Genomic DNA, 23,686 nt, shown 5'->3' on the forward strand with positions numbered 1-23,686 from the left:
GCTCCAGGGTAGGCAGACGGTGATCGACCATCTGCGGTCAGTTTTCGGGTAACTGAATCGCAACTGGCGAGGGGCGGGCGGCTTCGCCGCCCCTCGCCCATCTCAAGCTTCGGCCGCACACTCTTGGTGCGACGATCAGCTGTCGCCGGCGGGATCCGTCACGCGTTCGCGCGGAATCTCGTGCCACAGCCCGACAGAGTCCTCGTCAGAGGAATCACCGGAGCCGGAGCGCCCGACGACGGTCACGGCCGTCTGGGGGTCTCGAGCAGCACGGATGATCACACGACCGGCTTCGGCGCTCGTCAGGACGCGCGCGAGCTCATCGCGGATCTCGGCCCGACGATCCTCATCGAGCTCATCCAGCCCGCCCTCGTCGAACACCGTCACGGCGGCCCCGCGCAACCGCGCCTGCTGGATCGCCTCGCGCACCGCGTCGTTCAGCAGACTCGCACCGCGCAACTCGTCGCGCAGCCGCCCCTCGGCGAGCCGCGCCTCCAGACGATCATCATCCGTGAGCAGGCCACGTGCGGCGACAGTCCTGGTCAACACGGGGCCGGCGACCGCCAGCGCGTACTTCACGCGGACGCGGCGCTCACGCTGGCGCACCAGCTGAGTGGCATGCCACGCCGACACGGCCTGCTGGATGTCCGCCAGATGCTCGGTGTCGTGCACGGCACGATCCCAGAAGAGCACCAGCAGCTGCGCCACCACCGTCCACATCATCGATCCGACCAGTCCGAGCTCGAGCGCGACGAGCGGCCCGATGCACGCCGCGGACGACACGGTGAGCGCGGCCAGCACCAGCCAGCCCGCGATCGCCCGTCGCCGGACGATGCACACCACCGCGAGCAGACCCAGGGCTCCGATGTACCAGGTCGCGAACGGCGCCGTCCGGTGAGCGTGACTCAACGATTCACTGGCCATCACCGGGATCACCGCCGCGACGACCACCGCGACCACGCCCCACCAGCGCGGCAGCTGCGGCCCCGTCGGCGCCTCCAGCAGCACCGTCGTCACCACGACGACGAGATACAACAGGATCGCAGCCACCATCAGCAGCGGAGCAGTCGGCTGCACGGTCCACCACACGGCGCGCGCCGCGAAGTACACGGCGAAACCGACCGCGAGCGAAGTCGCGACGCTGCGGACCGAGCGGTTCATTCGCGCATCCAGCCCAGCACCACAGTGGTGCCCTCACCATCGGAATCGATCGTGGCCGTGCCGGCGACACCCGCCATCCGGGCGATGATCGACGCACGGATGCCGAGCCGATCCTCACCGATCGCGTCCATGTCGAATCCGCCTCCGGTGTCCATGACCGTCACCGTGAGCCCGTCGTCACCGTGACCCTCCACGATGAGATGAAGCCCACGTCCGTGCGCGTGGGTGACCGCGTTTCCGACGGCTTGACGCGCAGCGAGCACCAGAGCACGGGCCGCGCGGCCGGGTATGAGGCCGGATCCGCCGCGCTCCTCGACGATCGCGTCCGCGCCGCGTTCGGACAGCGCGCGCCGTAGTTCGATCACGATCTGTGCGGTGCCCACGGGCTCGTCGCTGCCCTCCTGCGCCACGGCCGCTTCGGTGTTCGCGAGCCGCGTCAGCGCCTCGCGCGCCATGGCCACTGCCAGATCACGCGCCCGATCGGTGTCGGCGCGCTCGGCGGCGATCAGCGCCGCGAGCACGCTGTCGTGCATGAGCGCAGCCATCGCGACGCGTTCCTCCTCGGCAGCCGCCGCAGCTGCCGCGCCGGCATAGGAGGCGACCGCCCGGCCCCGCGCATCGTCGACTCCGGCCGCGACCGAGCGGAACATCCAGCCCAACGAGACGATGACGATGCCGAGGATCAGCGTGAACGAGACGTCGAACGCCGTCAGAGTCCAGAACGAACCGGCGAACTCGCCTTCCACGAGGCGCACATAACCGTAGACGAGGGGAACTCCCACCGCCCAGACCATCTGGATGCGCACCGGGAAGGCCAGCATCGCGGCCACCACGCCGACGTTCACGAGGAAGAAGATCCACGGCTGGTTGACCGCCCGTTCGTGGCCGGCATCCACCGTGAGCGGCCAGATGGCGAGCGCCACCAGATAGACCACGGCGAAGGTTCCGGAGGCCGACCGCACACCGCGGCCGATCACGCATGCGACCAGCATCGCGATCAACGAGACGTACACGACGATCAGAAGGACGACACGCACAGCCGACGTCCCGGTCGACATACTGCCGATGGCAGCGAACATCGCCTGAGTCCCGAGCATGGCGGATCCGATCGCCACGACCGTGGCGAGGATGCGCTCCATCCGCTTTCCTGTGAAGCGCTCGAACGCCGTCTCTGCGGTGCCCAGGGAAGGGATACGGCTCCAGGCGTCCTTGAGGACGGTGTCAGCCTGCATTGGAGGCCCCGTCGGCCGCCACGATTCCGTCCTCCATCGCGCGGCGCAGCAGGTCGATCTTGGTCGATGCCTGCCGGCCGACCTCGACATACTTCACGCGCACGCGGGTGATGTTCTCCTTGGCGGTGGAGTACGCGACTCCGAGCCGCTCAGCCACGACCTTCAACGGAAGCCCCGCGGCGTAGAGGCGCAGCACCTCGCGCTCGCGCACCGACAACTGCGCGTCGGCGAACTCCCGGTCGCCCTCGACGGCGCTGGCCCACTCGACATTGTTGAGCGCATCGCCACGTGCGACGGTGCGGATCGCGTCGAGCACGTCATCCAGCGCTGAGGACTTGCTCACGACGCCCGCGGCGCCGGCTGCGAGAGCTTCCCGCACTGCGGCCGGGCGGTCTGCGACGCTGTGGATGACGACGCTGGCGCCGTCGGAGACCAGAGCCCTCACGTTCTCGGTGACGGTGGTGCCGTCTCCGAGCGTCAGATCGAGGACGACGACGTCAGCCGGAGCCGAGACCGTGGAAGTACGCCATCCCAGATACGAGCCGACAGTACTGCCGGAGAACACGACCGTCTGCGCGCCGTCGCGCTCGCATGCGAGCTCGAGCCCGAGACGAACGGACTCGTGATCATCGATGAGTGCGACCCTGCTCATTGCTCCACCCTATCGATCTGCTGAGAACTCACCGACTGAGCAGCGCGATGACCTCGAAATGGTGCGAGTGCGGGAACAGGTCGAAGCCCTGCAGAGACTCGACGTTCCATCCGAGATCACGGAACGTGCCGAGGTCGCGTGCCAGCGCCACCGGGTCGCATGCGACGTAGACGATCGCGTCGGGGCTGAGGGCGTGCACGCCCTCGACGACAGCGCGCCCAGCGCCGGCGCGAGGCGGATCCAGGACGACGGTGCCCGCCTGCATCCCCGAAGGAAGCCCCGTCAGGTAGCGGTCGACGCGATCGGTGACAGCGGCGACGTCGAACGGGTCGAGGTTGTGCTTCGCGTGCTCGGTCGCGCGGCGGCTCGATTCCACCGTGACGAGGTCGGTCGCACCGAGCTCGGCGAGAGTGGCAGCGAAGAGGCCGACCCCGCCGTACAGGTCGAGATGGGTCTTGGCCGGGTCGATCCGACCGTCGAGGACAGAGCGCACAGCCGCGTCGAGCGTGTCGGCGGCGCGTGCGTGCACCTGCCAGAACCCGTCGGCATCCACGCGGAACGTACGCTCGCCGACCTGCTCCTTGATGACCTCTGCGGGCTGGCGCTTGCCCCGCTCCGGGCGACGGATGACGTGCACCTTGCCGTCTGCATCCTGCACGAGGTCGATGCGACCGGGCTTGGCGTTCTTGAGCGAGAGCGCCTCGGCAGCCACGCGGCGGCGGGCCAGCGGATGCGACTGCACCGGGATCACGCGGTGACTGCGGGCCGCGAACGGCCCGACCACGCCATCGGCGTCGACGTGCAACGAGACACGCGTGCGCCATCCCGTGCCATCGCCGTCATCGATCGCCGCGATCTCCGGAGCCTCGAGGCCGGAGCCTGCGAATTTGTCGAGCGCCTCGGTGAGCACCTGACGCTTGAGCGTGCGCTGGTGCGCGAGCTCGATATGGCCGAGGTCGGCGCCGCCGGCACGATCAGCAGGATCGCGCGAGATGTCGGCTTCCTTCCACACATGCGGGCGACGATGCGGTGATTCCTCGAGCACCTCGAGCGCCTCCGCCCGCCAGAACGACGACTTCGCACCGTCGGTCACGCGTGCGCGCACGCGTTCGCCCGGGATCGCGTCAGAGACGAACACCACGCGACCTTCGTGACGTGCGATGAAGGTGCCACCGTGCGCGATGCCGGTGATGTCGAGGTCGAGCGTCTGGCCCGCAGAGGAAGTCATCCCTCCAGGATACGGTGATGGACATGCGCGTCTGCCTGGCTTCCACCTCCCCCGCCCGTCTCATGCTGTTGCGTCAGGCCGGGATCGAGCCGCTCACGCTCTCTCCGCAGACGGACGAGGACGCCGTCGCCGCCGCGGCCGCGGCAGAGCGAGGCGCCGATCTCCCGCCTGCCGAGCTCGTCCTGCTGCTCGCGCACGCCAAGGCCGCTGACGTCGCACGGCGCCTGGCGGCGGACGACCCCGACTTCGACGGGATCGTGATCGGCGGCGATTCCATGTTCGAGCTCGACGGTCGCGTGTACGGCAAGCCCTACACGCCGGAGGAGGCCACGCGCCGCTGGCACAAGATGCGCGGCGCGACCGGCATCCTGCACTCCGGGCACTCGGTGTTCCGCGTCTCACCCGGCGCCCCGCTGAGGGAGGCCACCGCGGTCGCCGAAGCATCCGTCACGTTCGCCGACGACGTCTCGGACGAAGAGATCGCAGCCTACGTCGCGAGCGGCGAACCGCTGCATGTGGCGGGCGCCTTCACGGTCGACAGCCTCGGCGGAGCGTTCATCACCCGGGTCGACGGCGATCCCTCGACGGTGGTCGGCATGTCCCTCTCCACGATCCGCCGACTCGTCGGCGAGCTCGGTGTCACCTGGACGGACCTGTGGTCGTAGAGATACCGGTCGTAGAGATGCCGCCACGTTCTCGCGAGTTTCTTGTGGAGAGTCGTCAAAAGTATCGACGTCGATCTCGCTAGGCTGACATTCATGCCTGCTATCGCCAAGGTCCTCATCGCGAACCGCGGCGAGATCGCCGTACGCATCATCCGCGCCGCCCGTGACTCGGGGATCGGCTCCGTCGCCGTATACGCCGATCAGGATCGGGATGCTCTGCACACCCGCCTCGCGGACGAGGCGTACTCGCTCGACGGCGAGACAAGCGCCACCACCTACCTTCAGATCGACAAGATCCTCTCCATCGCGCGCCGTGCCGGCGCCGACGCCGTCCACCCCGGCTACGGCTTCCTCGCCGAGAACGCCGAGTTCGCACGCGCCGTGATCGGTGCGGGCATGATCTGGATCGGTCCGTCTCCCGAGGCGATCGAATCACTCGGCGACAAGGTCACCGCGCGCCATGTCGCCGAGAAGGTCGGCGCACCTCTCGCGCCCGGCACGCCGGGGCCGGTCGAGAGCGCAGACGAAGTCGTCGCCTTCGCGAAGGAATTCGGTCTCCCGATCGCCATCAAAGCCGCCTACGGCGGAGGCGGCAGAGGGCTCAAGGTGGCCAGGGAACTCGACGAGGTCGCCGAGCTGTTCGAATCGGCCACCCGCGAGGCGGTCGCGGCCTTCGGCCGTGGCGAGTGCTTCGTCGAGAAGTATCTCGACAAGCCGCGGCACGTCGAGACGCAGTGCCTCGCCGATGCCGAGGGCAACGTCGTCGTGATCTCCACCCGCGACTGCTCGCTGCAGCGCCGCCACCAGAAGCTCGTCGAAGAAGCACCGGCGCCCTTCCTCACCGAAGAGCAGAACGATCTGCTGTACTCCGCGTCGAAGGCGATCCTCAAAGAGGTCGGTTACGTCGGAGCCGGCACCTGCGAGTTCCTCATCGGCGCCGACGGCACCGTGTCATTCCTTGAGGTGAACACCCGACTGCAGGTCGAGCATCCGGTCTCGGAAGAAGTCACCGGCATCGACCTGGTGCGCGAGCAGTTCCGCATCGCCGCGGGTGGGACGATCGACTACGACGACCCGACTCCGACCGGCCACTCCTTCGAGTTCCGCATCAACGGTGAAGATCCCGGTCGCGGGTTCCTCCCCCAGCCCGGCCCGATCCACGTCTTCAAGACGTTCGGCGGACCAGGCATCCGCCTCGATTCCGGTGTCACAGCCGGAGACGCCGTCTCGGGTGCGTTCGACTCGCTGCTCGCGAAGATCATCGTCACCGGTCGCGACCGTGCCGAGGCGCTCGAGCGCGCCCGCCGCGCCCTCGACGAGTTCGAGGTCGCCGGTCTCCCGACCGTGCTCCCCTTCCACCGCAAGGTCGTGCGTGATCCCGCGTTCACCGCGGAGGACGGCACGTTCGGGATCTTCACGCGGTGGATCGAGACCGAGTTCGACAACGACATCCCTGCGTGGGATGGCGAACTGGATGCTCCGGCACCCGCCGAGAGCCGCCACACGGTGGTCGTCGAGGTAGCGGGCAAGCGCCTCGAGGTCAGCCTGCCCGATCGCGTCGCCGTGGCCTCCGGCGTCTCAGGACGCCCGGCAGCGGTGCCGCCGTCGAGGCGCAGCCATGCGACCTCGGTCTCAGCCGGTGCCTCTGGCGATGCGGTGAAGTCGCCCATGCAGGCCACAGTCGTGAAGGTCGCCGTCGAAGAGGGTCAGCGCGTCGTCAAGGGCGACCTGGTGGTCGTTCTCGAGGCGATGAAGATGGAGCAGCCCCTACAGGCGCACAAGGACGGCGTGATCGCGAGTATCAACGCCGCCGCCGGCGCCACGGTCTCCTCCGGCCACCAGTTGCTGCTGATCTCCTGACCCGTACCGCGCACAAGCGGACGCACCTTCGGAGCTCTGACGCGCGCTACTGATCTGCACGACAGATCTCAGCGCTCACCCACGCAGGGTGAGCGCTGATAATCAGGACGTCATCCTGGCACCTACGTTGTCGCGTGAGAATTCATTTCCGGCGAGCGGGTGGGCATCATGACTGAGGCGGACGATCTCCGGCTCCGAGTGGCCGATCTCGAACGCGAGAACGAACGACTGCGCGCTTCGGAGACGCCAGGTCGGAAACGCGGCCGGACACGTACGGGGATCGCCGTCGTACTGATCGCGGTCGGACTGCTCCTGGCGCCTGTCGCGGCGCTCGGCACCTGGGCGCGGTTGCAGCTGGTCGACACGGACCAGTTCGTCTCCACCTTCGCACCATTGGCGCAGGACCCGGAGGTGCAGGCCTTCGTCGCTGACGAGGTGACGACCGCGATCACCGCCGAGATCGACGTGCCACAGTTGATCGGCGAGCTGTTCGATGGGGTGCGCGGACTCGACCTTCCGCCGAGGGCGGATGCCGCGCTCGGCCTGCTGGAGGGACCGGCGGCGCAGGGCGTGCAGACGCTGATCGGCAACGTTGTCGACCAGGTCGTCGCGTCGCCGACGTTCGCCGAGATGTGGGAGAGCTCGCTTCGGATGACGCACGAGCGGGCGGTGGCGATCATCCAGGGCGACCCTCAGGCGGCGCTGCAGCTCGCCGAGGACGGCACCCTCTCGCTGCAGCTCGATGTCGTGGCCGCCAGGGTCAAGGCGGAGTTGGCCGACAGAGGGATCGCCATCGCTGACCTGATCCCGGAGATTGACCGTGAGATCCCGATTTTGCAGGCCGACGCGCTCGTGCTCGTGCGCACGGTGTACACGACGGCCGTTGCGGCGGGGTACTGGCTGCCATGGGTCGTTCTGATCCTGCTCGTCGCGGGTGTGGCCATCGCGCGTCGGCCCGTGCACGCGCTGGCATGGACCGCCGCACTGTTCGCAGTCGTGTTCGCACTGTTCGCCGCCGGGATCGGGATCGGGCAGGCATTCTTCATCGGTGCAGTGAGCCCTGCCGTGATGCCGGAGGCCGCGGCCGCAGCACTGTTCGCCCAGCTCACCGTGCTCCTCCGATCGACGGCCGTCGCACTGGCAGTGCTCGGAGCGCTCATCGCCGTCGGATCGTGGCTGGCCGGCTCCACCCGCACCGCGCGAACGTTGAGGGGCGCCACAAGGCAGGGGGCGAATGCCGTACGAGCGGCCGGTGAACGCCGAGGTCTGAGCACCGGGCGATTCGGGGAGTTCGTCGAACGATGGCGATCCGCGATCCTCACCGTGGTGGCGGTCGGCGCGGCGCTGCTGATATTCGCGAATCGTCCGCCCACGCTCGGCGGTGTCGTCGGCGTGGTCATTGGCGCCGCTGTGCTGTTGCTGATCGTGGAGCTCGTCCGTCGCCCGGAACCGTCCGCGGTCGCCGGTACTGCCGATGACGAGGGCTGACAACCGTGCCATGGGAACTCGTCCCGATCGCTCTAGGCGTGATCGCGAGTCCGATCGCGGTGATGGCCCTCCTCGGAGTGCTCCTGTCGAAGGATGCTCGCCGCACCGGTACGGCGTATCTCATCGGATGGACGATCGCCGTCGTTGTGTCGATCGTGTTCTGGGATCTGATCTTCGAGCGACTCGAAGTCGGAGCGCCCCTCGGGACCGGACTGTGGGTGCGCGGCGTGCATATCCTCCTGGCGATAGGTTTCGCCGTCGGCGCGGTGCTGACATACCGCCGCGCCAGGACGGTGCTCACCCGGATCGCCGCCGCTCAGACACCGGACGAGCTCGCCGCCGCGACACCGCAGCTGCCCGGCATGCTGAGATCCGCCACTCAGTTCACTCCACAGCGGGCACTCGTCGTCGGAGGTGGGATCTTCCTGCTCAATCCGCTGAACGTTTCGCTTGTGATAGCTGCCGCGCTCGAGATCGCCCTCTCTACAGTTCTTCCGGCTCAGCGGGCATGGCTGATCATGGGCTTCGTCGTCGCAGCCGCGGCGCCCGTCGCCGTGCCGGTCGCCCTGGTGCTGGCACGTGGCGCGAAGGCGACACCCGTGCTCGAACGCCTTCGATCATGGGTCATGCGCAACAACGGCATGGTCAGCGCAGGCCTCCTCCTCGTCGTCGCTGTGATCCAGCTCGGTAAGGGCCTCGACGGCGTGTTCGGAACGTTATGAAAGGACGTGCCGTGACTGACAATGAGATGCAGACGAGTCTGCAGTCGCAGGAGTCGCTGTCGCTCGGGCTCGCCGTCGTCGCCTTCATCATGGCGGCCCTCGTCGCCTTGCCAGTCTTTCAGTTGCAGCGCGTGCCGATCTCCGGAGACGGCTCGATCGGTCAGTATTCGGCGATCGCCGGCGCCGTCGTCGCCACGCTCGCCTTCATCGCCGGCCGGTACGTCGTCCGCACACGGGGCACGCGCATCGGCTTCCTCGACGTGATCGACATCGGCGCACTTTGTCTCGCGCACGCAGTCATCGCCTTGCTGTCCTGGACGCTGCTGGCGGTCATCCTTGAGCGAGGCTTCCTCGGTGCCGAGGTGTACCCGGTATCGACGCTGCTGCTCGGGGGCGCCGCGGCCGCCGTGACGGCGTATGTGAGCTTCGTCTCCGCCACCCGGATGAGCCTCTCGCTGCTCGCCATCGTGCTGGCCGCATTCCTCATCCAGGGCGTTCTCGCGAGCACACTGACCGCGAGCGACCCGAACTGGTGGAAGGAGAATCTGAGCGCACTCGGGATGACGGACGACCTGTCAGCCTTCGCGTTCAATCTGACCCTCATCGTCGCGGGCGTACTCGTCACAGCCCTCGCCAGGGCTGCGACCCGCGGCATCCCCAATCCCTATCCGCACGGAACCGTACGCATCCGCACCTGCCTCATCATCGTCGGGATCTTCCTCGGCCTGGTCGGCGTCTTCCCGGTCGACAGGTTCTTCGTGATCCATAACACCGTCGCGTCGGGAATGGCGGTGACGTTCGCGGTCATGGTCGTCATGCTCCACCGTTGGATGCCGACGATGCCGCGGGCGTTCGTACTGGTCGGTTGGCTGTTCGTCGGCGTGATCGTGGTGCTCGCGGTGTTCTTCGCCACCGGCTTCTACACGCTCACCGCGGTCGAACTCGTCGCAGGGATCCTGGTGTTCACCTGGATCATCCTGTTCATCCGCAACGCGGCGGCGCTCGAGATGGATGCCGCGACCTGACTGGCTCGCATCGCGGTCACCCGCTGTGGATGAGTCTCGGCCGAATCGCCGGTGCACGCCTTGCAAGACTGCACGAACCGAGACCGCGCCGCTCTGGAACACATCCAGCGGCTCACGGCGCGCGTACGAAGCCGGGGGTTGAGCTTCATGGCGGCACGAACACGCACACGTCGGAGAGGACTGCGGGCACTGTGGGCGGCCACGGCGGCGATCGCGATCGGGATGACGAGTGTGATCGGCGGTGGGTTACCGGCCGCGTACGCCGCCGACGGCGACCTCGAGCCCGTCAAGACGGCGAGTGTCACAGAGGTCGCACCCGGCCAGTCGTTCAGTTACGCGATCGGCGTCTCGTGCACATCGATCACGACCGGCTGCGTGAACGCCACCCTCACCGACACGGTGCCCGACGCCTTCGAGATCCTGGATGCCACCATCGGGACCGGGCTGGACGGCGATCTCACCATCACAGGGCAGACCGTCGATGTGGCGTTCACGATGCCGATCGCCAACGGCGGCCAGGGTGTTCCCGGCGGCACGACCGGAAGCGTGACGATCGAAGTTCGGCTCCGCGCGGACACTCCCTATGAGGCGAACGGCATCCCGATCCGCAACACCGCCACGACCGACGGCGACTCGCAGACCAGCGGACCGCTGCCGTCGTTCGCCGACGTCACCCCCGTCATCCCACTGTCGCTCGCCGTCACGGCGTCCAAGACGATCGATCCCGCCAGCGCCGTCGCCGCGCCCGGTCAGGCCGTCACCGCGACGGTGACCGCCCAGAACGCGTCCAACGCCCTCGCCGAGAGCATGATGATCGTCGACCCGATCGATCCGGCCACCCCCGGCAACCCGTTCGACACGCTGCCGTTCACCGGCCTCGGTGCGGTCACCTACCCCGCCGGAGCCGATCAGGCGCAGACAGAGGTGTGGGACGGCGCCGCCTGGGTGCCCGGCCCGGTCGTCGCGGCGACGGCACCGCCGACCACGCCGGCCTCGGTCGACGACGCCGATGTGCGCGGCGTGCGCATCACGTTCACAGACACGGACGACAGCGGCATCGCCGCGGACGCCTCCGCCTCCGCCGAGATCGGCATGGAGCACCCCGACGACATCGGCGAGATCACTGACGACGTGACCGTGACGAACACCACGCGCAGTACCGTCGCGCGCGACGGCACCACGGCGAGCGGCGACGGATCCGCGACCCACCAGATCATCGCCGAGGACATCGAGATCACGACGCAGAAGAGCTTCGACCCGTCGTCGGTCGCGGCCGGCGACGCCACCACGGCGACGATCACCTCGGGCAACGCGAGCGAGTTCCCCCTCGCCGAGCTGACGATCACAGAGCCGGCGATGCCCGGCGGCGACCCGTACGCGGACGGGTTCGACCAGAGCATGCAGTTCGCCGGTTTCGACACGGCGATCACGTACCCGCAGGGCGCGACGGGCGCGACCATCACCTACTACTACGCGGACGGGACGGAAGAGGGTCCGGTGGCCTTCGCCGACGGCGCCGTCCCCCCGGCCCCCGCCGGTGACCCGGTGCGATTCCAGATCAGTTTCACCGGGCAGATAGCGCCGGAAACGCAGGTCGTCATCCCGTTCGGTGTGCAGACCGACCCGGATCAGGCCGGATACCCCGCGACCATCACCAACACCGCCACGACGACCGGCACCAGCGCCGGCGGCGCGGAGGTGTCGCAGGACGGCAGCGCCGACCTGCTGGTGTACGAGGCGCACATCGAGACGACCACCAGCAAGTCGATCTACCCCGGCACGATCCTCGACCGTCCGGGCGAGTGGGAGCTGGTGACGCTCAACGGCATGATCGACCCGTTCCCGCAGACGACGACGGATGCTGACACGTTGGTCGTGCAGGACCCGGCGGTGGTGCCCTACGCGGTCGACGACACGTTCTGGGACACGTTCGACGCCACCGCGATCACCGAGACCGCCGTCCCTGCGCGGTCCACCCTGACGATCAACTACTGGAACGGCACCGACTGGGTGCCGCTGCTCGATGAGAACGGCGACGAGGTGATCGTCGCCGGCCCGACCGTGTTCAGCATGGACATCCCGCCCACCGAGCAGGACGAGATCCTGGGACTGCAGTTCGTCTACGAAGCCGACGACGGGTCGTCGTTCGCGGCCGGAACGACCGTGGAGCCGCACTTCACCGCGGAAGTCCGCGAAACCGAGCGGGATCCGGCGACGACGACCACACCGCCGGTAGACATCGAGAATTGCGCCGTGACGTCGGCATCGACCACCGACACCCAATCGGCGGCGGACGGCGACGCGATCGGGTGCGCGAACTCGCACCTCGACCCGTACGACCCCGACGGCGACGGGCCCGACGTCATCGACAAGACGCTGGCTCCGGAGATCGTGACCTCGCGATCGGCAGCCGATGTGCGCGCGCAGCTGCACTGGTCGACCGGCGGTCTCAGCGGCATCGAGCAGGTGACCGTGCAGGATGAGGCCGCTCCTGGCTCGCTCGCGGACGTCGGCGACTCGTTCTACGACGCGTTCGACCTGGTCGGCGTCGATGCCATCACCGCGGATATGGATCCGTATCTTCAGTTCGATCAGATCACCGGGGTGGAGATCTGGGACGGCGCCCAGTGGCGTGAGATCGCCAACGATCCGTGCCCCGACGCCTGCGTGGGTGGCTTCCCCGGGGTCACGTTCGTCGATAACGACCGCGACGATGCGCTCGGCGTGCGCCTGGTCTTCGAGGAGAGCGAGGATCGGGCGGATGCCGCGGCCGGTGACCCGACGGCCCCGCCGGTGGGCAGCGGGGTGGCGCGCTCGAGCGGCAACGACCGCCGCGTGGACCTGCACTTCGAACTGCGCGACACCCGCCGCTCGGACGGCGTCCCGGCGACGGGAGCGCTCGACTACAACGTCACGGAGGATCCGGACGATCCTGCCGTCGGCACGGTCGGGAACACGGCCGCCGTCACCGGTACCACCGACGGCGAGCAGTTCATCCGGACGGAGGACGGTGCGACGATCGGCATCGTCGACGTGCCCCTCAACGTCGACACGAGCAAGACGTGGTCGAACAGCCCGTTCGGCATCCCGCCGGAAGGCACACCGACCTCGGACTTCCCGACCGGCCGCGTGACGCTGGACGCCACGAACCGCACCGCCACGCGAGTCGACACGCTCACGATCGCCGACCCGGCACCGGGCAGCCCGCAGAACCCGTTCACGTACTTCGATCTGGACGACATCCGGGACATCGTCGTGCCCACGGGTGCGGTCGCCGACGAGACCAGCGTGGTGCTCAGCCGCGACACCGACGACGACGGCATCGCCGATTCGGGCAGCGCGACCGAACACACGATCGCCGAGGCCGAGGCGCTGGAGGCCGCGGACATGACCGACGTCGTCGGCATCGTCGTGACCTTCGAAGGACGCATCGATCCCGACGCCTCCGCCGCGGTCGTCATGGATCTGCGCATGCGCGAGTTCGTGCGCGGCACCGCAGACGATCCGGTCGACCTCGACGACAGCCCGGTCACGAACGTCTCCCAGGCGACGGTTGCGGACGCCGGTGGAGGGACGTCAGGAAACACTCCGACGGATCAGGCCTCGGCTCAAGTGGAGTTCGCCGATCTCTCACTCGATGTGGCGACGCAGAAGTCGTTCGCTCCCGACGCGCAGACCGAACCGGACGACGGCCCAGTCGTGATGACGCTCACCGGTCAGCCGACAGGTTCCGCACGTACCCAGGGGATGCGCATCGACGACGAGGACACCTCCTTCTGGAACGCGTTCGACTATGTCGGCATCGATCCCTCGTTCACACTGACCTCGCCCATCAACAGGGTGCGCATGGACGTGCTCACCGGTGCGACGTTCACGCCCCTCGGCGACGAGATCCTGAGAACGGGCGGTGACTGGATCGAGGGCGAGTTCCTGACGCAGGCCGATTTCCTGGCGAATACTCTGCCGACCGGGGTCGATCCGGACGAGGTGCAGGCGATCCGCTTCACCTTCGCCGAGCTGGACGATGCCGGCGAACCCCAGCAATGGGAGAACCCGATTGACCCGGTGCAGAACGTTCCGGTGCTCGTACAGCGCCGAGCCGATCTGCGCACCGGTGGCGAGGTGCCGAGTGATCGGTCAGACCTCGAAGCCGCACCAGGAGAGAACTCACCGGGAGAGTTCACCAATGACATCACGACGACGGTATGCGCGAACCTGCAGGCCACCTGCGCACCGGGAGAGGTCGGAGTCGTCACGGCCATCGCGACGGATACCATCCGCTACGTTCACGCCACCTCTGCCGTCGAGATCACGAAGACGCCCACGGAGGGCAGCCAGTTCGCGCCGGCCACGCCCATTCCCTACGTCATCTCCGTGACGAACACTGGTCAGTGGCCGATCGAGAATCCCGTGATCGTCGACGATCCCACGGCCGACGGGCAGCTGATCCTCGATCCGGATGCCGGCCCGGAGGGCCCGTACACCTACACCTCGAGCACTGCGTCGATGCCGACCGACACCGAGCTCGTGGACGTGGAGGAGTCCGATGACGCCCTCACCTTCACGTTCCCTGAGGGAAGCGTGCTCGAACCCGGCGAGACGTACGCCGTCGGCATCGACCTGGTGATCGCACCGGGCGTCGAGGGCGGCACCGAGATCGAGAACACCGCATCCGTCAGCGGCGACCGCCCGTTCGACGAGTGCAACGGCGCTGCGGGCCCCACGGACGACTGCGCGACCGACACCTTCATCACGGTGCTGGCGGCAGGTGCCGTGCGCTCCGGAAAGCTGGTGCGGCCCATCGACCAGGAGCTCGGCTCGTTCGACAACAACACCGGCGAGGAGTGCGCGCCCGCGGACCTGTCCGCCTACGACCCGGACGGCGAAGGCTTCTCCGCCACGCCGTGCGTGCCGATCGCGAAGCCCGGCGGCGAGGTCGAATGGCGATTCGCGATCGTCAACACCGGAAACATCCCGATGGACCGCATCGTGCTCGCCGATCGCCTGCCGACCCCCGGCGACACCGGTGTGCTCAGCGGCCTCGACAGGGGAAGCGAGTGGACCCCGCTGTTCGACGGCGGAGTCGAACTCGTGCAGGCCCCGGCAGACGCCGACTGGAGCTACCAGGTCACGACCGGCGACGTGTGCGCGGATGATCTCCCCCAGACGCTGTCGCCGGCATGCGCGGACGGAGCCTGGGTCGATCCCGGTGCTGCGGCGGAATCCGAAGTGACCGGCATCCAGGTGACGATCGACATGCCCACTCCCCTGGAGCCCGGCGGCGTCATCCTGGTCGATTACGACACCGTCGCCGCGGCCTACGCGCCGGGCACCGGGCCCGCGACGCTGACCGAGCACCCCGTCGCCTGGAACACGGTCGCCGCGGGCGCTCACCTGACGGCGACGCAGGCGAGCGGCACGCCGGACATGCCGCCCACCGAGGGCGCGCGCGTCGGCGTCGCCCTCGCCACCGGCTCGCTCATGGTCGAGAAGACGGTGAGCGGAGACGCCGCCGACTTCGCACCGGACACGTTCGATGTCCAGCTCATCTGCGTCTCCGCCGCCGGAACACCGGTGGAGACCGAGCTGCCGCCGATCGACCTGACGCTCGTCGCGGACGAACCCCAGCAGGTCGACGGACTCCCCTGGGGCGCGTCCTGCGAGATCGCCGAGGGCGACAACGGGCAGACCAGCACGTCCGGCACCGGAGGCGTGGTCGTGGATCCAGCCCAGCCCGATGCTCCCGAGATCGAGGCCGCGTCGCTCGACAACGTGTACGAGCTCGCTGGCCTGGAGATCACCAAGACCGTGACCTCGGATGCCGTCGACGCCGACGGCGAGCCGATCGGGTACGGACCGTTCGAGGTGTCAGTCACCTGCACGTTCCTCGGCGAGGCCGTCTATGCGACCGGCTTCAGCGCGGACGATCCGATGGTGTTCGAGATCGCACAGGGCGAGACCGTGACCCTCGACGGACTGCCCGCCGGCGCGGAGTGCAGCATCGAGGAAACCGACGCCGCCGGAGCGATCGCCGTCAGCACGACCGGCTCGAACGCGAACGGGGACGTCGACCAGGGCGGGGCGGACGGCATCGACATCGTCCTGACACCGGACGACGCCGGCCACACGAACGAGGCGGATGTCGACAACGCGTTCGGCGTCGGCTCGCTCAGCGTCCTCAAGGTCACCGAACCCGCTGACTCGCCGTTCGCGCAAGGACCGTACGTCGCGCTCGTGGAGTGCACGCTGGAGGGGCAGTCGACCTGGAACGGCGAACTCGTCTTCGCCGCCGCCGAGGATGACCCGGCGACGGAGGACGACGACACCGACCTGGAGGCGACCGTCGACGACATCGCCGCGGGATCGGAGTGCGTGGTCACCGAGACCGACGACGGCTTCGCGACCAGCAGCACGGTGTCCCCCGGAACCGTGACCGTTCCGCTCGGCGATGTCGTGACGGTCACGATCACGAACGTGTTCGCCGAGGGCTCCGTCACCGTCACCAAGGTGTTCGAGGGAGACACCAGGTGGGCGGACTCCAGCTATGACGTGACGATCCGATGCGTGGACCTGACCAGCCAGGACCTCGTCGTCAGCATTCCCGGTGGCGCGACGCGCACACTCACCGAGGCGAACTCGTGGACGACGACGTACGATCCGCTCCCCGCCGGCGCCCTGTGCACCCTTGCGGAGACCGATGCCGGCAACTCCTCGTCGACGCAGATCCTCGACGAGGACGGAGACCCGGTCGGCATCTGGCAGGTCGGCACGGCCGACGCCAGGGCGTTCAGCGTCGTGAACACGTTCGAGGTCGGCAGCATCGAGGTGACGAAGACGACGTCGGGTGACGGCGCCGAGCTGTGGGGGACGTCCTCCTTCTCCGTCCATCTCGAGTGCACCGCGATGATCGACGGCGCCCCCGCCGTCATCGACATCCCCGGCGGCGCCGACCGCGTCCTTCAGGTGACCGCCGACCCCGCGACGGCGACCACCACGTACGAGGCGCTTCCGCCGGGAGCCGAGTGCATCGTGACCGAGACCGATCCCGGCGGCGCGAGCGGTGTCGTGATGGAGCCGGCTGGCGGCGCCGTCACCGTCGGGGATGCCACCGGACCGGTCACGGTCGACATCGACAACGTGTTCGACGTCGGCGAGCTCGTGGTCGAGAAGACGATCACCGGCGACGGCGCGCAGTGGGCGACCGGGGACTTCGAGGTCTCGCTCGCCTGCACCTGGAACGGCGCACCGGTCGACATCCCCGGGGGTGCAACCCGCGTGCTCTCGCAGTCGGCAGGCATGACGACGACGTACGAGGAGCTTCCGGACGGCGCCGTGTGCCAGGTCTCCGAGAGCGACGCGGCGAACGCTTCGGAGAGCACGATCAGCCCCGATGACGGCCTGGTCGTGGTGGAGCCGGGAGCCGTGGTGACGGTGGATGTCGAAAACCGGTTCGACGCCGGCGAGATCGTCGTCACCAAGGAGGTCACCGGCCCCGGCGCCGAGCTCGGCAGCACCACCTTCCTTGTGCAGCTCAGCTGCGAGTGGACGCTGCAGGGCGAGGTCGTCCAGCTCGACGTTCCGGGCACCGCGATCCGACGCCTGGGCGAGGCGAACGGCTTCACGACCACCTACGAGGGGCTGCCGGACGGCGCGGTGTGCACCCTTGTCGAGCAGTACGACGGCGGAGCGGGCTCGACGACGCTCTCGCCTGTGGACGGGGTCGTGACGGTGCAGGAGAACGCGAGCGTCAGCATCGACGTCGTCAACGACTTCCCGGCGGGCAGCCTCGACCTTCGCAAGGTGCTCGCAGGATCGGGAGCGGACTACTTCGGCGCGGGACCTTTCACGCTGCACGTGACATGCACGCTCGAGGACGGCAGGTCGATGCCGCGGACGGTGTACGACGAAGACGTGATCCTCGGCGGCGACGAGCCGATGGACACGACGATCGACGGCATCCCCACCGGCTCCGTGTGCACCGTCGAGGAGACGGACGACGGCGTCGCGGACAGTCAGCTGATCCAGGGCTCCCCCGCAACGATCGGCGACGGCGATGTCGTGACCGTCACGGCGACGAACACGTTCCTCACCGGCAGCGTCGTCGTCTCCAAGAAGGTGACTGGCAGCGGCGCCCCGACGCGCGGTAGCGGGCCGTTCGAGGTGACAGTGCAGTGCATCGATCCGGCCAGCGGCCGCGAGCTCGTGGACATTCCCGGTGGAGCCGTGCGAGTGCTCGACGAGGGCAACGACTACCTGACCGAGTACGAGGTGCTGCCGGCCGGTGCCCTGTGCGGCATCGCCGAAACCGATGACGGCGGAGCGGACGAAAAGCGGCTTCTCGACGCTTCGGGTGCGGAGATCGGACTCATCGCGCTGGACAGCGGCAGCCGGGTCGGCTTCTTCCTCGTACGCGCGGACGTGGAGGCGAGCTTCGAGCTGGAGAACACCTTCCACGCTCTGCCCGCGACCGGAGCAGACGGGACGGCGGCCGTCGTCGGCGGCCTCATCGGAATCATCCTGCTCTCGATCGGCGGCGTGATCTTCGTGGTCGCCCGCAGACGGTCGGGTCGGGCATGAGACCCGGTCGCCGCACGAAGGCGCACGCCCCTGCACAGGGGACGGAGCCTTCCCCGGTGAGCGGTTCGCGACTGGTCCGGATGCTACCGGCGCGCCCGCTGGTCTCCGGCCTCACCGTGGCGATCGGGGTCATCATCGCGGTCGCGCTCGCGACGGCGGTCGCCTCGATCTCCTCCGTGCTGATCACGGTTTTCCTGGGCCTCTTCCTCGCGCTGGGTCTCGATCCAGCCGTTGGCGCACTCGAACGCCGCGGCATACGCCGAGGGTGGGGCATCACGATCGTCGCGGTGTCCTTCCTGATTCTGGTCGTCGTCATCGCGCTCAGCATCGTCCCCGCCACCATCCGCCAGTTCGCGCATCTCGTCGAAGCGGCGCCGGAAGCCTTCGAGGCGATCCAGGCGAGCGACTGGTTCATCCAGGTAGAATCCGCGCTCGGCATCGACCTCTCGGCAGCCGTCGTCGAGGGTCTGCGCTCCGTCACGAATCTCTCCAACTTCCTTGCGGTCTCCGGAGGCGTGCTGCGCGCAGGGTTCGGGATCGTCGGCGGCCTCTCCAGCGCCGTCATGATCGTGGTGTTGACGCTCTACTTCGTGTCGTCGATGCCGATGATGAAAGCAGCGCTGACGAACCTGCGCCCCGCCTATCATCGTGCCCAGTTCGCGTCCCTTCTCGATCAGATCACCACGTCCGTCGGCAGGGTCGTCGCCGGCGGCATCACGCTGTCGACGTTCAACGCCGTCATGGTATTCGTGCTCCAGCTCGCGATAGGATCGGCGATTCCGGTGCTCCTGGGGATCGTCGCGTTCTTCGTGACGCTCGTCCCGATGATCGGCTCGCTCGTCTTCCTCGTGATCGGAAGCGTGAGCGCTCTGTTCGTCAGCCCTTGGGCTGCCGGCGTGTTCCTGATCGGCTACTTCGTCTACATCCAGTTCGAGGCGTACTTCCTGACGCCGCGCATAATGGGACGAGCGGTCGCGCTGCCCGCAGTCCTCGTCATCACAGGCGCGATGATCGGCGCTGCGCTGATGGGCCTGCTGGGCGCGCTCGTCGCGATCCCGATCACCGCGTCTGTGCTGATCATCCTCCGTGAGGTCGTGATCCCTCGTCAGGATGCCAGGACGACAGCCCCGGAGGAGTGACCGATGGCATCGCCCGCTGCGGGTGAACTCCGCATGAGGCCCGCGCACCTGCGATGCCAGCATGAACGCGACCGCCACACGGCGATCGCGACGGACGGGAGCGGACAGTGCAGCGAGCGCTGACAGGGTTGAACCGCTCGAACCTCGTGACCGAGTTGCTCGCGGGGATCACCCTGCTCGCGATCGCCATCCCACTCAACATCGGGTATGCGCAGATCGCCGGCCTTCCTGCGACAGCCGGCCTGTACGCACTCGTGGTGCCGACCGTGATCTATGCGCTCGTGGTGTCGTCCCGTCAGGTAGTCGCATCGCCGGATGCCGCCGCCGCAGCACTCGTCGCCTCCTCGATCGGCGGTCTGGCCGCGGCAGGCTCGGAGAGCTACGCGACCATGGCGCTCGCCCAGGCGATCATCTGCGGCGTGCTGTTCGTGATGTTGGCTGTGTTCAAACTCGGCTTCCTGGCGAATTTCCTGTCCAAGCCGATCCTCATCGGCTTCGTCGGAGGCCTGGCCCTGGACATCCTGGTGTCGCAGATCGCCAAGATGCTCGGAGTGTCGATCGAGTCCGGAGGCGAGTTCGTCGAGAAGGTCGCCGGTCTTGTCGGCGGGCTCGGTACGGCGAACGGCTGGTCCATCCTGATCGCGGTGGCCGCCGTCATCGTTCTCCTCGGCGGCCGGCGGCTGATCGCCGCGGTGCCGTGGGCTCTCGTCGTGATGGTGGCGGCGACGGTCTTCGTCGTCGTCGCGAATCTGGATGAAGCGGGTGTCGCGGTGCTCGGCGAGGTGCCGGCAGGCCCGCCGACCCTCACGTGGCCGGTGCTGACTTGGGTCCAGTGGCTGGCGCTGGTGCCCTCGGCGATCGCGCTGACGCTGGTCACCACCGCGGAGGGTCTGCTGGTGTCTCGCGCCTACGGCGAGAAGCGCGGCTATCCGACGAGCCCGAACCGCGATCTTCTCGCATTCGGTCTCGGGAACATCGCCGCAGGCGCCCAGGGCAGCTTCGCGGTGGGATCGTCGACAAGCCGAACCGCGGCCATGGATCAGGCCGGGTCTCGCACCCAGCTCCCCTCGCTCGTACTGGCAGTAGGAACTCTGCTGCTGCTGATGTTCGGCACGGGACTGCTGGCGGAGATCCCCTCTCCAGCCATCGGCGCGATCGTCGCCGTGGCGATCCTTCCGTTGCTCGGCATCAAGGATTTCACACGGCTGTGGCGGCAGGACAGATTCGAGTTCGCGATCGGCGCTGTGTGCTTCCTCGTGACGCTGTTCATCGGCTCGATCCCCGGCATCCTCGTCGCGTTCGTGCTTTCGCTCATCAACGTCGCCAAGCGGGCATCGGCTCCTGCGATCGACGTGCTCACCGCGGACGGTGACCCGCAGGACTCACTGCTGGCCGATGCTCCGAAGGGAACCACGACCGCACCCGGCGTGATCGTCGTGCGGATGGCGGCCCCGCTGTTCTTCGCGAACGGTGCCGTCTTCACCGAAGCCGTCAAGACGGCCGTCACCGCTGCAGGTCCCGGGGCGGTGCACACGGTCGTCATCGACATGGAGGCGGTCACCGACACCGACGTCACCGCCGCGGAATCGTTCGAGAGTCTGACCGACTGGCTCAGCGACAATCGCATCCGGCTGGCCTTCAGCAGGATGCGCGACGACGCCCGCCCGCGTCTCGAGCGCCTGGGGATCCTCACCGCGCAGCCGGTCTTCGCCACCAATCGCGCCGCCGTCGTCGAACTCTCCGACCGTCCGAGCGATTCGAATGCGTGATCTGAACATACCCAATGCCACCGAAGAGAGGAACCAGATTCACATGACCGATTTCCGATACGGGCCAGTCGAGCTTCATCTCGTCGGCTTCGAAGGCGACCGCCCCGACCCGCGAACGCTCGCGGCGCTCGGCCAGCTCCTGGGTACCGGCGAGATCCGCCTTCTCGACTTCATCATCGTCAGCAAGGCCGAAGACGGAACCGTCGCGATAGTCGAGATCGAGGAGGATGCGGACGGTTCCGGCTTCGAGGAACTCGAGATCCTCTCCGCCGGCCTCGTCGGCGAAGAGGACATCGACGACTTCGCCGCGCAAATTCCTCCGGGGTCGTCGGCGGCGCTGATCGCCCTCGAACTCGCGTTCGCGCGCACACTCGCGGAAAATCTCACGGCGGGTGGCGGAGTGGTGCTTCGCACTGAACGAGTACCCGCACCCATCGTCAACGCTCTGCTCGACGTGGTCGAGCAGGAAGGAGAATGAAATGCCGTTTCGCAGAATGGGCCGCCCCGGCCTGGTCGGTCTCGCCGCACGCACAGCCGTCGTCGCGGGGACGGCCTCGGCCGTATCCGGCGGCATGGCCCGGTCGCAGCAGCGCAGAAGTCAGGAGCAGTACGAGCAGCAGCAGTATGAGGCGGCTCAGCAGCAGGCACAGATCGACGCAGCTGCCCAGCAGGCGGCAGCGCAGTACGCGCCACCGGGAGCTGCGCCCACACCGGCTGCCGCGCCAGCCGGGACCGATGTCGCGACGCAGCTGCAACAGCTCGCATCGCTCATGCAGTCCGGCGTCCTCTCCCCCGACGAGTTCGCTACAGCCAAGGCGAAGCTGCTCGGCTGAGCCGACATGGGCCCCGCAATCGGTCAGACGCTGCCGCTGGCACTGGGAATCGCCATCAGCCCTGTGCCGATCATCGCTGCCGTACTGATGCTGCTCTCCCCCAAGGCGCGGACGACGAGCGTGGGGTTCCTCATCGGGTGGGTGCTCGGCATCGTCCTTGCGACGACGGTGTTCGTGCTGCTGTCCAATATCCTGCCGGGTGCCACTGACACGGGCTCGAAGCCGATCCTCGGCATCGTGCAACTGGTCCTCGGGTCGGGCATGCTCTTCCTCGCGCTACGGCAGTGGCGAGGTCGGCCTGGCCCTGGCGACGAGCCCCACATGCCGAAGTGGATGCAGACCGTCGATCACATCTCGTTCGGCGGCGCTTTTGGCCTCGGTGCCCTGCTCGCCGGGGCGAACCCGAAGAACCTGCTGCTCGCGGCGAGCGCGGGCGCCACCATAGGCAGCGCCGGACTCGGCGCCGGAGAGGCGACCGTCACGGTCGCCGTGTTCACTCTCCTGGCCGCGTGCACAGTGCTGGTCCCGGTTATCGGCTATCTCGTGGCATCGGAGCGGCTCGCCGGTCCCCTGGACGCGCTCCGCGTGTGGCTCTCGATGGAGAACGCCGTCATCATGTCCGTCCTGCTACTCGTTCTCGGCTTGGTGGTCATCGGAAAGGGCATCAGCAGCTTCTGATGCAGCCCTGACAGTGCGAGTGGATGAGAGGACATCATGGAGGAGGAATCCAGGTTGCATAAGGCGTTCGACGTCGTGACCGTTTTCGTGTTGTCGATCATCGCCGTGCTCACAGCCTGGTGCGGGTTCGAGGCCTCCAAGTGGGGCGGCGAGATGTCGATCTCGTTCAGCCAGGCATCCAGCGCGCGTATTCAGGCGGCCGCAGCGGACGGCGAAGCGCGGGACGCCCGCCTGTACGACCTCACGATCTACGCCCAGTGGGTGCTGGCCGAGGCTGACGGGCGCGAGGAGCTCGTGGCATTCATCGAGGAGCGCTTCTCCCCCGAATTCCGGATCGCGTTCGATGCGTGGGAAGAAGACGGACGCAGCGAGCGAGGACCGATGGTGATGACAGAGTACGTACCGCCGGGCACTCTCGAGTCTCAGGAGCTCTCAGAACGGGCCGATGCCAAGTTCGATGAAGCGCTCGTCAACAATCAGCGCGGAGACAACTACTCCCTCCTCACCGTCCTGTTCGCCCTTGTTCTCTTCCTCACTGCCATGTCGCAACGCGATCTCTCGCGGGGCGCCCGCATGTCGCTGCTGACATTGGCCATCGTCGTCGCCCTGGGTGGGTGTGTGGTGCTGCTGACATTCCCGATAAAGATCTGAGGACGA

The 23,686-nt window shown here is 67.9% G+C and carries 16 protein-coding genes; 12 read left to right on the plus strand and 4 right to left on the minus strand.

Translation table 11 applies throughout. The features are described from left to right. Window positions 1–135: 135 nt before the first annotated feature. The 4 genes from IEV67_RS12735 to IEV67_RS12750 are packed head-to-tail and all read right to left on the minus strand — an operon-like array spanning window position 136 to window position 4,273. On the minus strand, window positions 136–1,161 hold the full coding sequence (locus IEV67_RS12735; RefSeq protein ID WP_188436958.1) for a putative universal stress family protein: 1,026 nt from the start codon (window positions 1,159–1,161) through the stop codon (window positions 136–138). Further along, window positions 1,158–2,393 (minus strand): sensor histidine kinase, encoded by a 1,236-nt coding sequence (locus tag IEV67_RS12740; protein ID WP_188436959.1) that lies wholly within the window; start codon window positions 2,391–2,393, stop codon window positions 1,158–1,160. Before IEV67_RS12740 ends, IEV67_RS12735 begins: the two co-directional genes overlap by 4 nt. After that, on the minus strand, window positions 2,383–3,045 hold the full coding sequence (locus tag IEV67_RS12745; RefSeq protein ID WP_188436960.1) for a response regulator transcription factor: 663 nt from the start codon (window positions 3,043–3,045) through the stop codon (window positions 2,383–2,385). The genes IEV67_RS12740 and IEV67_RS12745 overlap by 11 nt, the downstream gene beginning before the upstream one ends. A gap of 28 nt (window positions 3,046–3,073) precedes the next feature. Further along, window positions 3,074–4,273, minus strand: coding sequence for a class I SAM-dependent RNA methyltransferase (locus IEV67_RS12750; protein ID WP_188436961.1), 1,200 nt, complete (start codon window positions 4,271–4,273; stop codon window positions 3,074–3,076). Window positions 4,274–4,296: 23 nt separating this feature from the next. On the opposite strand from IEV67_RS12750, the gene IEV67_RS12755 reads away from it, so the two are divergent. The 12 genes from IEV67_RS12755 (at window position 4,297) to IEV67_RS12810 (ending at window position 23,680) form a co-directional block, all read left to right on the plus strand. After that, window positions 4,297–4,938, plus strand: a complete 642-nt coding sequence (locus IEV67_RS12755; RefSeq protein ID WP_188437245.1) for a Maf family protein — start codon at window positions 4,297–4,299, stop codon at window positions 4,936–4,938. A 93-nt stretch (window positions 4,939–5,031) separates the two neighbouring features. Further along, on the plus strand, window positions 5,032–6,798 hold the full coding sequence (locus IEV67_RS12760) for an acetyl/propionyl/methylcrotonyl-CoA carboxylase subunit alpha (RefSeq protein WP_188436962.1): 1,767 nt from the start codon (window positions 5,032–5,034) through the stop codon (window positions 6,796–6,798). Between the two features lie 168 nt (window positions 6,799–6,966). Further along, window positions 6,967–8,286: a hypothetical protein gene (locus IEV67_RS12765; protein WP_188436963.1), complete on the plus strand. Its 1,320-nt coding sequence runs from the start codon at window positions 6,967–6,969 to the stop codon at window positions 8,284–8,286. 5 nt (window positions 8,287–8,291) lie between these two features. After that, on the plus strand, window positions 8,292–9,008 hold the full coding sequence (locus IEV67_RS12770; RefSeq protein ID WP_188436964.1) for a GAP family protein: 717 nt from the start codon (window positions 8,292–8,294) through the stop codon (window positions 9,006–9,008). Between the two features lie 11 nt (window positions 9,009–9,019). Beyond that, window positions 9,020–10,033, plus strand: coding sequence for a DUF998 domain-containing protein (locus IEV67_RS12775; protein WP_229703099.1), 1,014 nt, complete (start codon window positions 9,020–9,022; stop codon window positions 10,031–10,033). Between the two features lie 147 nt (window positions 10,034–10,180). After that, window positions 10,181–18,610, plus strand: coding sequence for a DUF5979 domain-containing protein (locus IEV67_RS12780; protein WP_188436966.1), 8,430 nt, complete (start codon window positions 10,181–10,183; stop codon window positions 18,608–18,610). A 56-nt stretch (window positions 18,611–18,666) separates the two neighbouring features. Then, a complete protein-coding gene (locus tag IEV67_RS12785) occupies window positions 18,667–19,749 on the plus strand; it encodes an AI-2E family transporter (RefSeq protein WP_188436967.1) in 1,083 nt (360 codons plus the stop codon). A gap of 107 nt (window positions 19,750–19,856) precedes the next feature. Beyond that, complete coding sequence (locus IEV67_RS12790) at window positions 19,857–21,518, plus strand: SulP family inorganic anion transporter (RefSeq protein ID WP_188436968.1); 1,662 nt, start codon at window positions 19,857–19,859, stop codon at window positions 21,516–21,518. A 43-nt stretch (window positions 21,519–21,561) separates the two neighbouring features. Continuing rightward, a complete protein-coding gene (locus IEV67_RS12795) occupies window positions 21,562–21,996 on the plus strand; it encodes a DUF6325 family protein (protein ID WP_188436969.1) in 435 nt (144 codons plus the stop codon). A 1-nt stretch (window position 21,997) separates the two neighbouring features. Continuing rightward, complete coding sequence (locus IEV67_RS12800) at window positions 21,998–22,351, plus strand: SHOCT domain-containing protein (RefSeq protein ID WP_188436970.1); 354 nt, start codon at window positions 21,998–22,000, stop codon at window positions 22,349–22,351. Between the two features lie 6 nt (window positions 22,352–22,357). Next, window positions 22,358–23,029: a GAP family protein gene (locus IEV67_RS12805; RefSeq protein WP_188436971.1), complete on the plus strand. Its 672-nt coding sequence runs from the start codon at window positions 22,358–22,360 to the stop codon at window positions 23,027–23,029. 75 nt (window positions 23,030–23,104) lie between these two features. Then, complete coding sequence (locus tag IEV67_RS12810) at window positions 23,105–23,680, plus strand: hypothetical protein (protein ID WP_229703100.1); 576 nt, start codon at window positions 23,105–23,107, stop codon at window positions 23,678–23,680. Window positions 23,681–23,686 lie beyond the last annotated feature (6 nt).

The organism is Microbacterium murale, from assembly GCF_014635185.1.
Classification (GTDB): domain Bacteria; phylum Actinomycetota; class Actinomycetes; order Actinomycetales; family Microbacteriaceae; genus Microbacterium; species Microbacterium murale.